The sequence below is a fragment of the Acetobacterium wieringae genome, from assembly GCF_023700225.1.
GTDB classification, from domain to species: Bacteria; Bacillota; Clostridia; order Eubacteriales; family Eubacteriaceae; genus Acetobacterium; species Acetobacterium wieringae.
Window position 1 is genome coordinate 360,745 of sequence record NZ_CP097897.1, and the last position, 15,770, is coordinate 376,514.

The 15,770-nt window shown below is 48.3% G+C and carries 14 protein-coding genes and 1 riboswitch; of the genes, 13 read left to right on the top strand and 1 reads right to left on the bottom strand.

The genetic code is table 11. The features are described 5' to 3' along the window. Positions 1-17: 17 nt before the first annotated feature. Positions 18-1,508: a DUF2284 domain-containing protein gene (locus CHL1_RS01710; protein ID WP_070369651.1), complete on the bottom strand. Its 1,491-nt coding sequence runs from the start codon at positions 1,506-1,508 to the stop codon at positions 18-20. A 142-nt stretch (positions 1,509-1,650) separates the two neighbouring features. After that, positions 1,651-1,820, top strand: a riboswitch (cobalamin riboswitch). A gap of 90 nt (positions 1,821-1,910) precedes the next feature. Here CHL1_RS01710 and CHL1_RS01715 point away from each other — a divergent pair. The 13 genes from CHL1_RS01715 (at position 1,911) to CHL1_RS01775 (ending at position 15,760) form a co-directional block, all read left to right on the top strand. Then, positions 1,911-3,398, top strand: coding sequence for an ABC transporter ATP-binding protein (locus CHL1_RS01715; RefSeq protein ID WP_070369650.1), 1,488 nt, complete (start codon positions 1,911-1,913; stop codon positions 3,396-3,398). Beyond that, the gene (locus tag CHL1_RS01720) at positions 3,399-4,130 is read left to right on the top strand and encodes an energy-coupling factor transporter transmembrane component T family protein (RefSeq protein WP_228879044.1); all 732 of its coding nucleotides are present in this window, start codon (positions 3,399-3,401) and stop codon (positions 4,128-4,130) included. 54 nt (positions 4,131-4,184) lie between these two features. Then, positions 4,185-4,742, top strand: coding sequence for a hypothetical protein (locus CHL1_RS01725; RefSeq protein WP_070369648.1), 558 nt, complete (start codon positions 4,185-4,187; stop codon positions 4,740-4,742). A gap of 129 nt (positions 4,743-4,871) precedes the next feature. After that, on the top strand, positions 4,872-6,233 hold the full coding sequence (locus CHL1_RS01730; RefSeq protein ID WP_070369647.1) for a UbiD family decarboxylase: 1,362 nt from the start codon (positions 4,872-4,874) through the stop codon (positions 6,231-6,233). Positions 6,234-6,246: 13 nt separating this feature from the next. Then, positions 6,247-7,734 carry a hydantoinase/oxoprolinase family protein gene (locus tag CHL1_RS01735; RefSeq protein WP_250934457.1) on the top strand — a complete coding sequence of 496 codons (1,488 nt, stop codon included), beginning with the start codon at positions 6,247-6,249 and terminating at the stop codon, positions 7,732-7,734. 19 nt (positions 7,735-7,753) lie between these two features. Beyond that, complete coding sequence (locus tag CHL1_RS01740) at positions 7,754-8,323, top strand: hydantoinase/oxoprolinase family protein (RefSeq protein ID WP_250934458.1); 570 nt, start codon at positions 7,754-7,756, stop codon at positions 8,321-8,323. Next, entirely contained in the window at positions 8,307-10,037 is a 1,731-nt protein-coding gene (locus tag CHL1_RS01745; RefSeq protein ID WP_250934459.1) for a hydantoinase B/oxoprolinase family protein, read from the top strand. The genes CHL1_RS01740 and CHL1_RS01745 overlap by 17 nt, the downstream gene beginning before the upstream one ends. Next, the gene (locus CHL1_RS01750; protein WP_250934460.1) at positions 10,034-10,606 is read left to right on the top strand and encodes a UbiX family flavin prenyltransferase; all 573 of its coding nucleotides are present in this window, start codon (positions 10,034-10,036) and stop codon (positions 10,604-10,606) included. Before CHL1_RS01745 ends, CHL1_RS01750 begins: the two co-directional genes overlap by 4 nt. Further along, positions 10,599-10,946 carry a prenylated flavin chaperone LpdD gene (lpdD, locus tag CHL1_RS01755; protein WP_250934461.1) on the top strand — a complete coding sequence of 116 codons (348 nt, stop codon included), beginning with the start codon at positions 10,599-10,601 and terminating at the stop codon, positions 10,944-10,946. Before CHL1_RS01750 ends, lpdD begins: the two co-directional genes overlap by 8 nt. Positions 10,947-11,186: 240 nt before the next feature. Beyond that, positions 11,187-12,107: an AAA family ATPase gene (locus tag CHL1_RS01760; RefSeq protein WP_070369642.1), complete on the top strand. Its 921-nt coding sequence runs from the start codon at positions 11,187-11,189 to the stop codon at positions 12,105-12,107. Between the two features lie 33 nt (positions 12,108-12,140). After that, complete coding sequence (locus CHL1_RS01765) at positions 12,141-13,907, top strand: cobaltochelatase CobT-related protein (protein WP_228879010.1); 1,767 nt, start codon at positions 12,141-12,143, stop codon at positions 13,905-13,907. Between the two features lie 423 nt (positions 13,908-14,330). Further along, positions 14,331-15,233, top strand: coding sequence for a helix-turn-helix transcriptional regulator (locus tag CHL1_RS01770; protein WP_228879009.1), 903 nt, complete (start codon positions 14,331-14,333; stop codon positions 15,231-15,233). 68 nt (positions 15,234-15,301) lie between these two features. Beyond that, positions 15,302-15,760 carry a GyrI-like domain-containing protein gene (locus tag CHL1_RS01775; RefSeq protein ID WP_070369640.1) on the top strand — a complete coding sequence of 153 codons (459 nt, stop codon included), beginning with the start codon at positions 15,302-15,304 and terminating at the stop codon, positions 15,758-15,760. Positions 15,761-15,770 lie beyond the last annotated feature (10 nt).

Sequence of the window (15,770 nt, forward strand, 5' to 3'; positions counted from 1 at the left end):
TTTGATTTAAATGGCCTTTACTCAAGCAGCAGCAAACCGTAATACTTGACAAACTCATCTTTGGCAGCCAGTGTTTTCAGGGTTTCGCCATTGTTGCGGACGGTTTCGAAAACATCGATGCCAGAGCCCTCCATGGAGGGACGGCGATTTTTGGTATTAAGACAGGGAGCCGTAAGATCGCAGCTGGGGCAGATGTGACAAGGGCCAGCCCAGAAGGCAAAGGCCTTGTGGTAGCCACCGGTAAAGGCTAATCGTTCTGCTTCGAGCATCTTTCGCTGAAATTCACCAGTGCCCGGAATGCCTTTAATCAAAAAGGCGCAGGAATAGCTGGACAACAGCCGTTTCGTTTCTGCCAATGGGATTTCATTGGCCTGACAATGTTTGAGATTGGCCGATGAGCAGCCAAAGGCACATTTGTTTTTGGCAAACTCCGTTACGACCACCGAGTCCGGAGCAATTTCCATGACATCATCAAAGCCAATGGCAAGGAGCGGATGTTTTAAGCGCTGTAGGGGCGATAGTGACAGCGCATCGATAAAGTCAGGCGATTGGCTGGCAAAGATGACAGCGGTATCGGTTTCCAGTGGGATTAAAGGTGAAACATGGAGGCCGGTTTGCTGCAGGTGGGCAATAATGGTGTGGCCGGAACAGACTTGACCGCCGAAATGAAGCATCCGATTAACCCCGGACAATCTGGCCATCAGGGTGGCATGCTCATCAAAGGCATCGTGAAGCATCAGGATACCATCGGGTTTAAGCAGCGGCAGATTTACTGATAATTGTTCGTCAAGCAGTTGCGGGTTACGGTTGATAAACAGACCCGTGAGTAATATCAGTGAGTAGCCGTCTTGACTAGCAACAGCAGCTGTCGGTAAGGGAGGGTCATCCGCAAGGAGGGTGATTTCCAGCTCGGGAAAGCTGGCCAGAAAACAGTCAGCCATTGTTTGGGCACCCGGCCCACCAAGTAGAATTTGTCCGGACAATACCGGAAAAAATTTGACGCATTCTAGTGCCTTCATCCGGGTTAATGCGTGGATTGCTTTTGTTTTGAGGTAATCGATTTGATTTTGGATCTGGAGGGTCGTTTTTTTTGTAGCGGCATTGTTTTTATTTTGCAGCGAAACGTTGAGATCTTGCCATTTTTTAGATTGCAATTGGCGCAGCTTGATGGCATCCCCCAGATAATCCGGACTGGATGTCGACAGATAACGCCGGGTAATGGTGGCATTGCTGTAACAGCCCTGATATTCAAAAAGCAGCCCCAGACTTTCCAGCAGCGGCAGAAAGGATGATAATGCAGTGACATCGGCACCCAGTCGACTAGAAAGGACCTGGACATCGGCACCGCTGTCCCCGAAGGAATCAATAGTTTCAAAAAGATTAAGTTCCAGAGCGGCAAACAAGGCTTCAGAAGCCCAATTGGCCGTCGACAGGTTTTCCAGATACTGACCGCCATGGGTATGGGGATCGTAGGCCGTTAAAAAGGGAGTGGTGTTTTGTTTTGTCATTTGGTTGTCTTCCTATCCTCGATTTGGGTTGCGTTAAGGTTGAATCGATACCTCATTATAGAGCGGTAAACTTTTTTTGGAAAGAAAAATTTTGTTAATCTGTTGACAATTGTCAATAAATTCGCTATGATTGACTCAACTTAATAAAACTACAATTTATGGTGCCTTACAAAGGAGAATAGGGAATCAGGTGAAAATCCTGAACGAACCCATCACTGTAATGGTTTTGTTTTTGCAGATGCCACTGGCAACGGGAAGGCGCAAAAACAGATAAACCAGAGTCAGGAGACCTGCCATGAATTGATATAGTATGAAACGACGGTAAAGTTTCGGCTATCCTTAGGATTACCCTGGGATAGCTGAGACCTTACCGTTTTTTTTATAGAATCACGAGGCGATCCCATGAAACCGATCATCCAACTGGATATTACAGCGCTGACCTTTCCCGATGAACCGGAACCGGCGCTTAAAAACATTAAACTGAATATCAATGCGGGCGAATTCATTGCCATTACCGGTGGTGCGGCATCGGGGAAATCGTTATTGCTTCACACAATTACCTCGGCGGCGCCGAAGTTTTATCCCTGTGCAATTAATGGGACGGTGACGGTAGCGGATCAGAATGTGTCAAAGCTACCGCTCTGCCAAATGGCCGACTATCTGGGCTATATGATGCAGGAGCCGCAAAACCAGATGGTCAATCGACGGGTTACCGATGAGCTGGCGTTTGGGGTGGCGAATCTCAATTTGAGTCAGGATGAAATTGAGCATCGGGTTAATGTGGTCATGGATTTTCTCGGAATCCGGGCGTTTTCAGATCGGACAACCGATGCCCTTTCCGGCGGACAAGCCCAGAAGGTGGTGCTGGGGAGCATTCTGGCGATGAAAACTCCGATTCTGCTACTCGATCAGCCGACGGCCGAACTGGATCCCAAAACCAGCTCGGAGCTCTATCGGCACCTTGGGCGGCTGAACCGGGAGAAAAAGGTGACCACCCTGGTGGTTATGGATAAATCCGGTGCGGTTTTAAAAGATGCCCATCGGGTGCTGGTCATGGAAGCCGGGACGGTGAAAGATTTTCTGACGGTTAGTGAATATCATAAAAAATATGGCTGCCGGAAAAACAATCGTCGGGCGAAGCCGTTCCAGGTGGATGAAAGGTACGACGTGATTAAGTTAAGCGGTGCCTCGCATACCTATAAAGGTGGGATAACCGGCTGCCAGCCCCTGGATTTTAGTCTGAAAAAGGGCGATTTCACAGCGATCATCGGCCAGAACGGTTCGGGTAAATCGACCATGCTCAAGCTCATTGAAGGATTGGTCAAGCCAAGCGCAGGCTCGGTGGAACTGTTTGGAACGCCGGTGACCAGAAAAAATGTTGGGGAACTGCGTCGCCGGGTCGGTTTTTTATTTCAGAACCCCGATGATCAGATTTTTTGCAGCTCGGTACGCGATGAAATCAGTTATGTTTTAAAAAATAAAAACCTCAGTGCGCAGCAAAGTGAACAAAAGATTCAAGAAACTCTGGATCTGATCGGACTGGCGGGTCTCGAGGAAATGCATCCCCAGCGCTTAAGCCGGGGACAACGGCAATTGCTGGCGCTGGGTTCGGTGGTCATTAATGACCCCGAGCTGATCATTGCCGATGAACCGACCTCCGGCTTAAACGCTGCCCAGAGTCAAGTGGTGATGGAAAAGCTGGCCCATCTCAGCGGTCAGGGGGTCACTATTTTGTTGGTAACTCATGATTTGGCAGAGGCCAGAGATTTTGCCAATCGGATTGTGGTGATGCACAACCATCAGTTGGCTTTGGAATTTGAAGCCCCCAAAATGGACAATTATCTGAATGATTTGGTTCGACTGGAACTGATTGAAGGAGGCGATTTTTAAATGTTTAAACTAAAAGAACTGGATCCGCGGCTCAAACTGACCTGGTGCCTGTTTCTGGTTTTAACCGCCCTGGTGTCGCGAAGTATACTTCTCAATGGCATTTTGCTGGGGGTGATTCTGATTTCTGAACTGCTCTCGGAGAAATCCTTGAAAGCTTTTAAAATGCTGTCAATTGTGCTGCTGATTATTGGCACCCAAGTATTGATCATCAATCTGATCTTTGGTCGTGAAGGCGAGCTGCTTTATGCCTGGGGTATTTTACAGATTTACAGTGGTTTTATTGCCACCTCCATCCTGGCTTTTTTAAGAATTGGCATCATCTCATTTTCGGCCTATCAGTTCGGGGTTCATACCGATCCTATGGATATGGCTCAGATGCTGATACACTGGCGGATACCTTACCGCTATGCGATGCTGGTGCCGATGGTCGCCCGGTTTTTCCCGGTGATGATCGGGGAATACCAGTCCATTTGCAATAGTCAATCGGCCCGGGGGGTACCCAATGATACCGTGGTTGAGAAAATCCGCAACCTGCCGGCTTCAATTTTACCGCTGATGTATCGGGCCATGCGAATCTCCAGTGATGCGGCGCTATCGGTGGAACTCAGAGGCTATGGCCGCCACGCAACCCGAAATTTTCAGAAAAAAATCAATCTCCATCCTTTGGAAGGCATGACCATTGTCTGCCTGATGATCGGGTTTGGCGGAGTCTTGATTAAAACGATTTTGTAACAGTTGAAAAACTGTGTAAATAAAAAATAATTGATGCAAAAAAAGGAGCATAACATGCAAAACGAACAAGCAATTGGAAAAAGAAGTATTTTTAAAACAGACACCAAATCTTTAATTGGTGCCGTCGTCATGGGGATCGTCTTTGTGATCGCCTGCCAGATTACCGGCCAGATCGATAACATGCTGCCCTGGGGAAAAATGGGAATGTTACTGATTAATGGAACCGTATGGGCATTTTTTACCGGCATTTTAACCCTGCTTTACAGACAGCCAGGTGGATTGATTGCCGCTGAAGTGGAAGCCCTGATTTCAATCATGTATACCCCCCTTTGGCCAACCTTTATCTTTGCCAACGGCATTGCGTCCATCTGGGTATCTTTCGTGGCGGTAAAATGTGACATGACCAAATGGTCGCATCACATTCTGGCTCAGGGTGGTGTTTGTGTTTTAGGAAATGCCATTGTGGGAGTGGGTCTGGTTTTGATTCTAGGTCTGCCGGTAAGTGTTGCGGCGGTATCCAGCCTGATAACCATCGCTGTAACCTGGCCATTGGCAACGCTGGCAGAAAAGAAAGTTTATGATGCCTTGCTGAAATCAGGTATGGTAAAATAATTCTGGTTAAGCTAAAAATAAAATAACGAAATTTTAACTGCTTTGGTATCTGTTTTTGTAAAACAGGTGCCAAAGCAATTTGTAGTTTTACAAGTAGTTTATTCAATCGCAATTAAGGAGAAATCGAAGATGAGTCAGGATTTACGTGTGTTTTTAGAACAGTTGGATAAAGATGGTGAAATCTGCCATGTAACAGAGCCCGTCAAGCGGGAATATGAAATCAGTACCTTGATGATGGAGCTGGAAAAACAGCGGAAATATCCGGTGATGTGGTTTGATCAGGTGGAAGGCGGCGATATTCCAGTGGTAACCAATATTCTCGGTACCAAGGGCCGGTTTGCCAAAGCGATGGGCGTTAAAACCGAAGACCTGTCGTTTGAGTTTGCCGAACGGATCAAGAATCGTTTTGATGATGTTAAGGTGGTCGAGAACCCACCCTGTAATGCTCATTTGATTACTGGCGATGACGTTGATTTAACTAAGCTGCCAATTATCACTCATTTTCCCATTGATGCTGGCCCCTATATTACCTCTGGTCTGACCGTGGCCAAAGATCCGGAGACTGGCTGTGAAACGCTGGGTTTTCATCGGCTGCAGTTAAAAGGAAAAAACAAGCTGGGAATTTCCTTCCATTCCCGTCAGCGGATGTGGGAATTTTTCAGAAAGAGTGAAGAACGGGGCGAAAACATGAAAGCCGCCATCTGTATTGGGGTTCATCCTAATATTGCCTTGGGTTCGCAAGCTTCGATTCCTTATCATCTGGGAAAATACGGTGCCATCGGTGGATTATTTGGCGAGCCTCTGGAAGTTTCCCCCTGTGCCACCATGGATCTCAATGTGCCTACCTATGCCGAAATTGTCCTGGAAGGGGAAGTGCTCTGCAGTGTTCGGGAACCGGAAGGACCTTTTGCCGAATACACCAATTATGCCTGTTTCCGCAGCACCGAAAATGTTTTCCAGGTCAATGCCATCCGCTACCGGGAAAAACCGATTTTCCACGATCTGACACCCGCCATGAGCAGTGAGCACATTACCATTGTCTCAATCCAGCGGGAAGGGGATATTACCAAGTTCTTAAAACAGAATCTGCCCAACATCAAGGCGGTTCATTCGCCCTTATCTTCCTGCGGTATTTTTCACTGCTATGTGTCGATGAAGAAAACGGCTGAAGGTCAGGCGCAACAGGTTATGTTAACCGCTTTAGGCATGGACCATCATATTAAAATGGTCATTGTCGTGGATGAGGACGTCGATGTCTTCAATGAACAGGAAGTGCTGTGGGCCATGGCCACCCGACTGCAGGCCGACAAGGGCGTCATGATCTTCCCCAATATGATGGGCGAAACCCTGGACCCTTCCACCGGCGACGATGGTCTGACGGCCAAAATGGGCATCGATGCCACCAAACCGCTTAGCGGTTACTCACCCAAAATCGATATCGATGAAAATGTCATTGAAGACATCAAACGATTATTTAAATACGTAAAATAGAAGAAGGCCAAAGATGATAAAAATTGCGATTGACACTGGTGGCACCTTTACCGATTACACCTCGGTGGGCTGTTTCGGGGACCAGGCTGAACAGCGGATTGCCTTGAAAAACCCCACTAATCATGATCACCCGGCTCAGGGGATTCTGGCCGGGCTTAAAGAATTGGCGGTGGCTTGGGGAACCGATCTGGAAAAACTACTGGCCCAGACCGAAAAAATTTCGTTGGGGACGACGCTGGCTCTCAATGCCCTGCTGGAGAAAAAAGGGGTTAAAACTGCCCTGTTCACCACCGAGGGATTTCGGGATGCCCTGGAAATTCGCCGGTCCCAGTTGGCTAATCAGTGGGATCTGGCCATTGAAAACCCGATGGTGCTGGTGCCGAGGCGGCTGCGCTTGGGGATTGAACAGCGGATGGACTATCAGGGTGAGATCATTAAACCGCTTAACGAAGCTGCCGTTCGGGCAGCCTGTCAGAAATGTCGGGAAGCTGACGTAAAAGCCATTGCGGTGTGTTATCTGTTTTCATTTCTTAATCCAGCGCACGAAAAACGGACGGTTGAAATTATCCGGGAGGAACTGCCCGATGTTTTTGTGTCGTTATCATCAGAAGTCTCACCCCGAATCCGGGAGTACGAGCGCACCACCACCACGGTGATCAATGCCTATTGCACCCCGGTGCTGGCCGATTATCTGAAGAATGTCAAAAAAGAACTGGCTGCTTTTGGCTGGGATAAGCCGGTTCATATTATGAAAAACAGTGGCGGTCTCAGCGATTCGGGGGCCCTGGAAAGCTTTGGGGTACAAACCCTGTTATCCGGTCCGGCTGGCGGTGCTGTGGGCAACGAAGCCCTGGGTAAAACCCTGGGCCGAACCCATACGGTGTTGGCGGACATGGGTGGAACCAGCTTTGACCTTCATGTCGTCAGCGGCGGGGTCAATCAACTAGTGCCCCAAACCGAGCTGGATGGCTATCCCTTAAGCATACCAATGATCGATATCCGCTCGATCGGCGCTGGCGGTGGCAGTATTGCCTATGTCGAAGCCGGGGGACGGGTGCAAATTGGTCCGGATTCCGCCGGTTCGATTCCTGGCCCGGCCTGTTATAACCAGGGCGGTGAGAACCCCACCGTTACTGATGCCCTACTGGTGCTGGGACTCATCAACGGCGATAATTTCCTCGGCGGCAAGCTGCCACTATCCATGGAACAGGCGGTTAAAGCGATTAAGGAAAAGGTCGCCGATCCTTTAAATCTTTCGGTGCAGGATGCCGCCCGGATTATCTACAGCATCACTGCCGAAATGATGGCCGATGCTCTGCGGCTGGTGACGACCCAGAAAGGGAATGACCCCCGAATTTACAGCCTGATCAGTGCCGGTGGCGCCTTTGGTCTGTTTGCCGCCCGGATTATGGAATCCCTGCAAATGCCGGAAGCCCTGATACCGGTACAGGGACCGGTCTTCTGTTCCTGGGGAATGCTGGGAGGCGGCCTGCCGTTATGACATCAACCAGAGTATTCTGATGGAAAAAAGAAATTGGGATGCCAAGCGCCTGAACACCATGGTTGCGGCGATGAAAGCGGAAGGAACGGCGCAGCTTAAACGACTGGGGGTAGCGAAAAACCGCCAGCGCTTTGATCTGATGCTGGAAATGCGCTATGTCAGTCAGCACCACGAGATCTCGGTGCCCTGGACCTTGGGTGAATTCAGTCCCGAAAGCATCAAAGATGTCGAGCAGGCGTTCTATCAAACCCATGAAGCCATTTATGAATATGCTGAAGTCAAGGATTGGGAAATCATCGATCTGCATCTGGCCTGTTCCGAATGCGATCAAGCGAATATCCTATTCCCCACTACAATAGCCATAACTGGAGTGACTACCAAAACCGTTGCCGGGGAAGTCTTTAACAGTCACGGTGAGATCAGTGTCCCGGTTTACCGCGAGGGCGATTTAACAAAAGGCATTAACGGTCCGGCGTTGATTGATTTTGTCTATACGACCTTGATTGTGCCCCTAGGCTTTTTCTGTATTCAGGAAGATGAAGGCATCTTCGCGCTCAGAAAGGAGGCCACCCATGAATCAGCGAACTGACGATATCATTAACCGCACCGTCATTATGAACCGGCTCGACAGCATCACCAGCGAAATGGGCATCGCCCTGGAGCGCTCGGCTCATTCCCCGATTTTTGCTGAAGCCTGCGATTTTGCCTGTTGTATCTGCGATGCGGCTGGCGACCTGGTTTCCCAACTCAGCGGTATTCCAATTCTGGCTACCGCCGGGTCTTTCAGTGTCAAAGCGGTACTGCGGAAATTCGGTGGAGCCATCGCCGACGGTGACGTGTTTATCATCAACGATCCTTACGACGGCGGCAACCATCTACCGGACATCGGCATTATTACGCCTGTATTTTACGAGGATGAGCTGTTGTTTTTCTGCGTCAGCCGGGCTCACCACGGCGACATCGGTGGTTCCACCGCTGGCAGCTACAACCCCAAGGCGACGGAGATTTTTCAGGAAGGGTTGCGGATTCCGCCGACCCGGCTGATGAAAAACAAGGCAATGCTTACCGATGTACTGGAATTGATCTGCCTGAATACCCGAAATCCCGAGATGCTAACCAGCGATTTTCTGGCCCAGATCGGTTCCAACCGGCTGGCGGCTAAACGGATCAAAGAGATGTTAAGTACCTATTCAATCGCTACCGTTAAAAAAGCGGTTCAGGAATCATTGCTTCAGACCGAAACCCTGACCCGTCAGCGGATTGCCGCGATTCCTGACGGCACCTACAGCGCGGTAGACTATATTGATGATGACGGTTTTCAAACTGAACCGGTCAAAATCGCCGTGACGGTGACCATCAAGGGGGATCGGATGGTGGTGGATTTTACCGGCACTGACGCCCAGGTCAAAGGCTTTATCAATACTTCAGTGGTAACGGCCACTTGCGCTTCTGGGATCGCGGCCTTATGGTTTTTGGGCAAAGACATTCCCAGAAACAGCGGTGCTTTTCGCTGCATCGAAGTCAATCTGCCCGCGGGTTCGCTGGTCAATCCCCGGCTTCCGGCGCCGATGACCCTGTGCACCCTGACTCCGGCCAGCGAAATCATTGGAACGATTTTTAAAGCCCTAGATCAGGCCCAGTCGGGTCGGGTATCCGCCGGCTATCATCGCTATCTGGGACCGTCTTTTTATGGCGTTGATCCCCGGAATGATCGTTATTATGTTGGCTTTTCCTTCTGCTCGTTAGGCAGTGGCGGGGCCATGGCCGGCCACGACGGCAAACCCTATATGGCCACCTTATCGAACTTCGGTGGGGTCAAGGCCCCTAATATCGAATCCAACGAGGTCCAGTACCCCCATCTGACCCTGCATCATGAGATGGACCATGATACCGCCGGGGCTGGTGAATACCGGGGTGGCAGCGGCATGAAATACGCCTTTGAGATCACCGCTGAAACAGGTGATGTAGTTAATTTTGGCGACGGCATTAAATTTGCCCCCTACGGCCTCCGGGGTGGTCATCCGGGCAGCCTAAACCGCAGCGTCTTTGTTCATGACGGCGAACAGATTATCATGGAAAGCAAAGAAGCGCCCCGCCATGCAGTGAAGGGTGATCGGATTTATTTAAACACCAGCAGTGGGGGCGGCTGGGGCGATCCGCTCAAGCGATCGCCGCAAAAAGTTTATGATGATGTCCAAGACGAGATCATTTCCAGAGAAACCGCTGAAGCAGTTTACGGGGTCATCATTGGTGACACCGGCATCGATTTTGAAAAAACAGATAAACGGAGAAACAATTCATGAAAATTGCAGTGGGAATTACCGGCGCATCCGGGGTTGTTTACGGCATCCGGCTGCTGGAAGCCTTAAGGGATACTGAACACCATGTCTCACTGGTCTTAAGCGAATGGGGCAGTAAAACCATTGGTCTGGAAACCAGTTATACTGAAGACTATGTGCTGTCCCTGGCCGACTGCGTCTACGACAGCCGGGATATGGCGGCTACCGCTGTGTCCAGCGGTTCCTATGGTATCGACGCTACTGTGATTGCGCCCTGCAGCATGAAGACCCTGGCCGGGATCGCCAACGGTTTCAGCGACAACCTGATCGTCCGGATTGGCGATGTGGCATTAAAAGAACGCAAACCACTGATTCTGATGGTGCGGGAAACGCCTTTGACGCTGATTCATCTGCGTAATATGACAGCAGTTACCGAAGCTGGCGGAATTATTCTGCCACCAATGCCGGGCTTTTATCACAAGCCCCAATCGATTGATGATGTGATTAATCAGAGTGTCGGCAAGGTCTTTGATATGCTGAAGATTCCCCACAACCTGTTTACCCGCTGGGGTCATGAGGCTGATCATGAGTGAGCGCATCAAACTGACCCAGGGTAGCGGAAAAACGGCGCTGCATTATGAGTTGACCCGGGTAGGAAATGATTGGCTGATTTTGCTCACCGGCGGGGATGCCCATATCGGCTGTACTGCCATTGGCGATGATGGTCGACTTTGCAGTTACACCCCTCAGTCCCATAAGGATGATGCCCTGGCGATACCGCTGGCTAAAAAAGTTTCCCAAAACTTGCATTGCGTCTGCACCGTGGTGGCCGGATTCCATCTGGATGATATTACCCGGGAAGAAATTGCCGAGGTTGTTGCGAATGCCGAACAGGGAATGACGCAAGTGCTGGAAGCGATCGAAAAAAATTGAAAGCAAGCTAACAAAGAGCAATCCTCAATTTGGGGATCGCTCTTTTTATGGGAGGCGCAATAATTGGTTATAAATGAATGACCATGATGGAGTGGTTTAAGCTTAAAGGCTAAAAAAGATATAAATTTTTGTTGTTTTGCATTTTTTCTAACCATTCCGCTGGGTTTTGTGTTATATTCAAATCATTCTAAATAAATCGTTGCAGAATGAGTGCAGAGCATTAGCGAAAGGAAAAAAGAAATGAGATTAACACAGGAACTATTAAAACAGGGAATCAGCGAGAAACTGCTCGATGATATAAAGTACTTCAAACATTTTTATAAACTGGAAGATCGCCTTCAGGACCGGGTTCCCAGTACTGAAACCGTTTTTTATGGCAAGGACATCTGGTCGATGTGCATTACCGCCATTTTAGAGGGAGAGAACATCCTGCTCTCCGGCCCCAAGGCCACCGGGAAAAATGTTCTGGCTGACAATATTTGCGAGCTCTTTAACCGGCCCCAGTGGAACACCTCATTCCATGTCAACACCGATAGCTCCAGCCTGATTGGTACCGATACCTTTATTGATAACGAGGTTCGATTGCGTCGGGGATCGGTCTATGAGTGCGCCATTAATGGCGGCTTTGGGGTGTTTGACGAAATCAATATGGCCAAAAATGATGCTCTGGTGGTGCTTCACTCGGCGCTTGATTACCGCAAGGTCATTGATGTGCCGGGTTACGAAAAAATCAAGCTCCACGATGCCACCCGCTTTATCGGCACGATGAACTATGAATATGCTGGCACCAAAGAGCTTAACGAAGCCCTGGTCTCCCGATTTATGACCATTGATATTCCGCAGATTGAAGAAGACACCCTGATGATTATTCTAAAAGAATATTTCCCCGATGCCAATCCGGAAATCCTGCCGCAGTTTGCTGGGATCTTTCTGGATCTTCAGGCAAAATCGAAAAACTCCGAAATTTCAACCAAATCGGTGGATCTCCGGGGGATTATCGGTAGCTTAAAAACCATCCGTCGGGGGCTCAAACCAATGCTGGCCGTGGATATGGGTGTTATCGGCAAAACCTTTGACCAGTTTGAAAAGGAAATTGTCCTGGATGTGATAAAAACCCGGATCCGGGAGAGTTGGGAAGCATCTGATGTCTTTACCCACTAAAACGCCACAATCCAGGGAAGGGAGGAAAGCGCTGTGAAGGATGCCAAATGGATTTACGAAGACTATGAGTTTGACAATCGGGTGGCCAACCTGATGTGGACTATTTCCGGCGATTATGACGAAAACATGGACAGTGGTGAGAAAAGTTTTATTTCCAAAAATGTCGCCCTTTACCATGCTGTCACCGCCGGGGGACGACGCAAATACATTAACTGGCCAGCCGTTAAAAAATACGTCATCAGTCGCCATCGGGCCGGTTTTAATAAGGATATTCTCTTAAGCCTGATTGCCATGGGCAGTGATGTGGTGGTGGAAGAAAAGATTATTGCCGAACGCCCCGGGGTTTATGATATCCGTAAAAACGCCTATGACGATATTCTTTCCAATTATTACAAGCTCCACACCGATGATCTGCTCGAAAAGGTTCGCCACGCCATGATTCTTGAAAAAATCGGCAAAACCCCGATGGTCGATACCGAGACGCGGAGTATTGCCAATGACCTAATGGCATTACAGAAGCGGGAAGATACCATCGAATTGCTTAAAGGCATTGAAGATCTTTATATGAAATATTTCCCGCTGTTTGTCGAGGGTGAGGGCGGTGAAGCTTACGAATCCGGTCACAATAAAAATCATATCCGTGGTGATTTTTCGGACTTTATGCTGGAAGAAATGTTTGAAGATCCCGAAGACCTGGATATTGAAGCCTCGATTGAAGAAATTGCCGAAGCCCTGCTGGGCGAATCCCAGGGCGATATGGCCAGCCTATCCAATGACGCCGACAACCGGATTTTGCGGGTTCAGGAAGAGGACATTGAAAAAATCTATGAAAAGGTGGCCTATTATTACGGCAACTCTTTTTTAGAAATCAGCGAGGTTAAAAAGCTGCAGAACCGGGTTTGTAAAGGGGCTCACGGCAGTTGTCGGATTCACATGACTGATGGCGTAATTCGTAGCGATAGTGATAATGAATTTCAGCAAAAATATGTACAGCGCCATCAGGTTAAAAATACTGATGTGTTTCGGGCCAACTACAAGGTGTTCAAGCGCAATATCAATAAGCTGCGGGAGAGCATGTCCCGGACCCTGGTGCAGGAGGAAATTGTCGACGCCATCCCGTCGGATTCTGGCCAGCTGATCCCCAGCAAACTGTGGCGGATTGGCCGCAGCAGCAACAATAAGGTCTTTGTCAAGAATATCGATAATAACAAGGGCAGCTTTGTGGTGGATATTCTCATCGATTCCAGCGGTTCCCAGCGGCGTAATCAGTCCAAGGTAGCCATTCAGGCCTATATTTTGGCGATGGCCTTAACCCAGTTGGGGCTACCCAACCGGGTGCTGGGTTTTTCAAGTTTCTTGGATTATACGGTGATCAAACGCTTCCGGGATTACGAATCACCGCTTTCAGCCAATGATAATATTTTTGAATATTATTGCTCCGGAAACAATCGCGATGGTTTGGCCATTAAGGCGACCTGTGAAGATTTGATTAAACGCCGGGAGGATAACAAGATCCTGATTGTGCTCAGTGATGGACGGCCCAACGATATCAAGGTTGGTAAGGGCCAGGTCAATGATTTAGCCGAGGCCTACCGGGGCCGGGTGGCCATTGCCGACACCGCCCGGGAAGTTCGTTTTGCCCGGCAGCAGGGGATTATGGTGCTGGGCGTTTTCACCGGCAAGGAGCAGGATCTGATGGCCGAAAAGCTGATCTATGGCAAGGACTTTGCCTACATCAAGGACATCAATCGTTTTGCCGATCTGGTTATAAAATATTTAAAACAGATTATTGTGAATTAAAACGTAACGCAGTTCTTGTGACAGCGTTGAGTTGGAAGACAAGCTCAGTACCGGCCAATTGAATTTCTATTGTGACCCAGGGGTCTGATCCTTTGTGCGAATGAATCCGACAGGCAAGCCAGTCCGCTCATGGCCACACAATCAGAAGTGCTAATTTTCAGCACTTCATTTCGACTTTGGATATAGCTTAAACGCTGTCCCGTGTGGGTAGCGTTTTTTTTGTAGGGTAAAAAAAATGACAACATCAGTATTTTTAGTATACTATAAGTATAATTGAAGTATTGATGGTGTTTTAATATGCGAAATAGAGGGTTCAATGAATGGATAAACTAACCCGAAGAGAATCGGAACCAATATAATAAGATAAAATTGAAAGAAAAACGCCGAACAAAAATATTAACAGTCAATTTGGAGGAAGTGCTCGTGCAGGTCAATCGCTTGTTTGAAATGGTCTATATGCTCATCGAAAAGAAAAAGGTCACAGCCCGGGAATTCGCCGATTACTTTGAAGTATCCATGCGCACTATTTATCGGGACGTGGAGGTTCTGAGTGCGGCCGGGATTCCCATTTATACTGAAAAAGGCAAAAGCGGAGGAATTTGCCTGTTAAGTAATTATGTCATACAAAAATCCGTATTATCGGAAAATGACCAAATCAATGTACTTTCATCGCTTCAGGGCATGAAGGCGCTCAATGTGCCGGAGGTGGAGCCGGTGCTCAGAAAACTGGCAGTCTTGTTTGAAAAAAACAATGCTGATTGGATTGATGTGGATTTTTCGAATTGGGGCAGTGGTTTGGAAGAGCAGGAGAAATTTAATCACCTGAAAAATGCCATATTAAAATACCAGCGTATTCGGTTTGACTATTACAGTTCCTATGGCGAAGCGACCACACGGACGATTGAGCCCCTCAAGCTGCTCTTTAAAGGACAGGCTTGGTACCTGTACGGATTTTGTCTGAGCAAAGCAGAAAACCGCTTTTTTAAGGTCAGCCGTATCAGAAATCTGGAAGTTCTGGCAGAATACTTTGTTCGGGAGACTCCTCCCCAGGTGGACTTTGAGCTGTTTAAGAGAACACCCCAGGAGTTTTTACTGGTTCTTAAAATTGAGGCATCGATGGCTTTTCGGGTCTATGATGAATTTGATCAGCAGGCCATAGAAAAGCAGGCAGATGATAGCTTTATCGTTTCAGTCAGACTGCCGGAGGATGGCTGGATTGAAGGGTATTTATTGTCCTATGGGGATGCGGTTGAGGTGATGGAGCCCTTGTGGTTGCGGGAGCAGATCAGAAAAAAACTGGTCAATAGTTTAAAAAAATATGTTTAATATGACATCAGATGTCATATTAAAGGGTGTATACTGAAGCTATCTTATGAAGGAAAGAGGTATACATTATGGAATATGAATTAGTGCAATTGGACGAAAAAAAAGTGGCGGGACTAAGAATTAGAACCAGTAATACCGATCCCCAGATGGGTGAAAAGATTGGCGCAACCTGGCAACAGTTTTATGGTGGTGGAATTGATGCATTGTTAAAAGGTAAAACGAATGAAAAGTGTATCGGGCTTTATACCAATTACGAAAAGGCTGAGTTGGGTGCTTACGATGTTATGGTCGGCTGCGAGGTAGAAAACGGGGTTCTACAGCCCGAACAGGTCACGATTGAAACCATTATGCCTGGAAACTATGCAAAATTTATTGTCCATGGAGATGTTCAAAAGGCAGTGGGAGAGTTTTGGATGAAGCTCTGGGAGATGTCCCTTGACCGGAAATTTGGCTGTGATTTTGAGGAATATCAGCCAGGCGAAGACATGGAAAACGCCGAGATACACATCTATATCTCGCTTAATTAAAAGGAGGTTT

What these genes read in the sequence shown, in the direction of transcription:
- CHL1_RS01745 (WP_250934459.1), top strand. Translation starts at nt 8,307, where the DNA reads ATGAATCAGCGAACTGACGATATCATTAACCGCACCGTCATTATGAAC.
- lpdD (WP_250934461.1), top strand. Translation starts at nt 10,599, where the DNA reads ATGAGTGAGCGCATCAAACTGACCCAGGGTAGCGGAAAAACGGCGCTG.
- CHL1_RS01725 (WP_070369648.1), top strand. Translation starts at nt 4,185, where the DNA reads ATGCAAAACGAACAAGCAATTGGAAAAAGAAGTATTTTTAAAACAGAC.
- CHL1_RS01775 (WP_070369640.1), top strand. Translation starts at nt 15,302, where the DNA reads ATGGAATATGAATTAGTGCAATTGGACGAAAAAAAAGTGGCGGGACTA.
- CHL1_RS01710 (WP_070369651.1), bottom strand. Translation starts at nt 1,508, where the DNA reads ATGACAAAACAAAACACCACTCCCTTTTTAACGGCCTACGATCCCCAT.
- CHL1_RS01740 (WP_250934458.1), top strand. Translation starts at nt 7,754, where the DNA reads ATGGAAAAAAGAAATTGGGATGCCAAGCGCCTGAACACCATGGTTGCG.
- CHL1_RS01730 (WP_070369647.1), top strand. Translation starts at nt 4,872, where the DNA reads ATGAGTCAGGATTTACGTGTGTTTTTAGAACAGTTGGATAAAGATGGT.
- CHL1_RS01750 (WP_250934460.1), top strand. Translation starts at nt 10,034, where the DNA reads ATGAAAATTGCAGTGGGAATTACCGGCGCATCCGGGGTTGTTTACGGC.
- CHL1_RS01720 (WP_228879044.1), top strand. Translation starts at nt 3,399, where the DNA reads ATGTTTAAACTAAAAGAACTGGATCCGCGGCTCAAACTGACCTGGTGC.
- CHL1_RS01735 (WP_250934457.1), top strand. Translation starts at nt 6,247, where the DNA reads ATGATAAAAATTGCGATTGACACTGGTGGCACCTTTACCGATTACACC.
- CHL1_RS01715 (WP_070369650.1), top strand. Translation starts at nt 1,911, where the DNA reads ATGAAACCGATCATCCAACTGGATATTACAGCGCTGACCTTTCCCGAT.
- CHL1_RS01760 (WP_070369642.1), top strand. Translation starts at nt 11,187, where the DNA reads ATGAGATTAACACAGGAACTATTAAAACAGGGAATCAGCGAGAAACTG.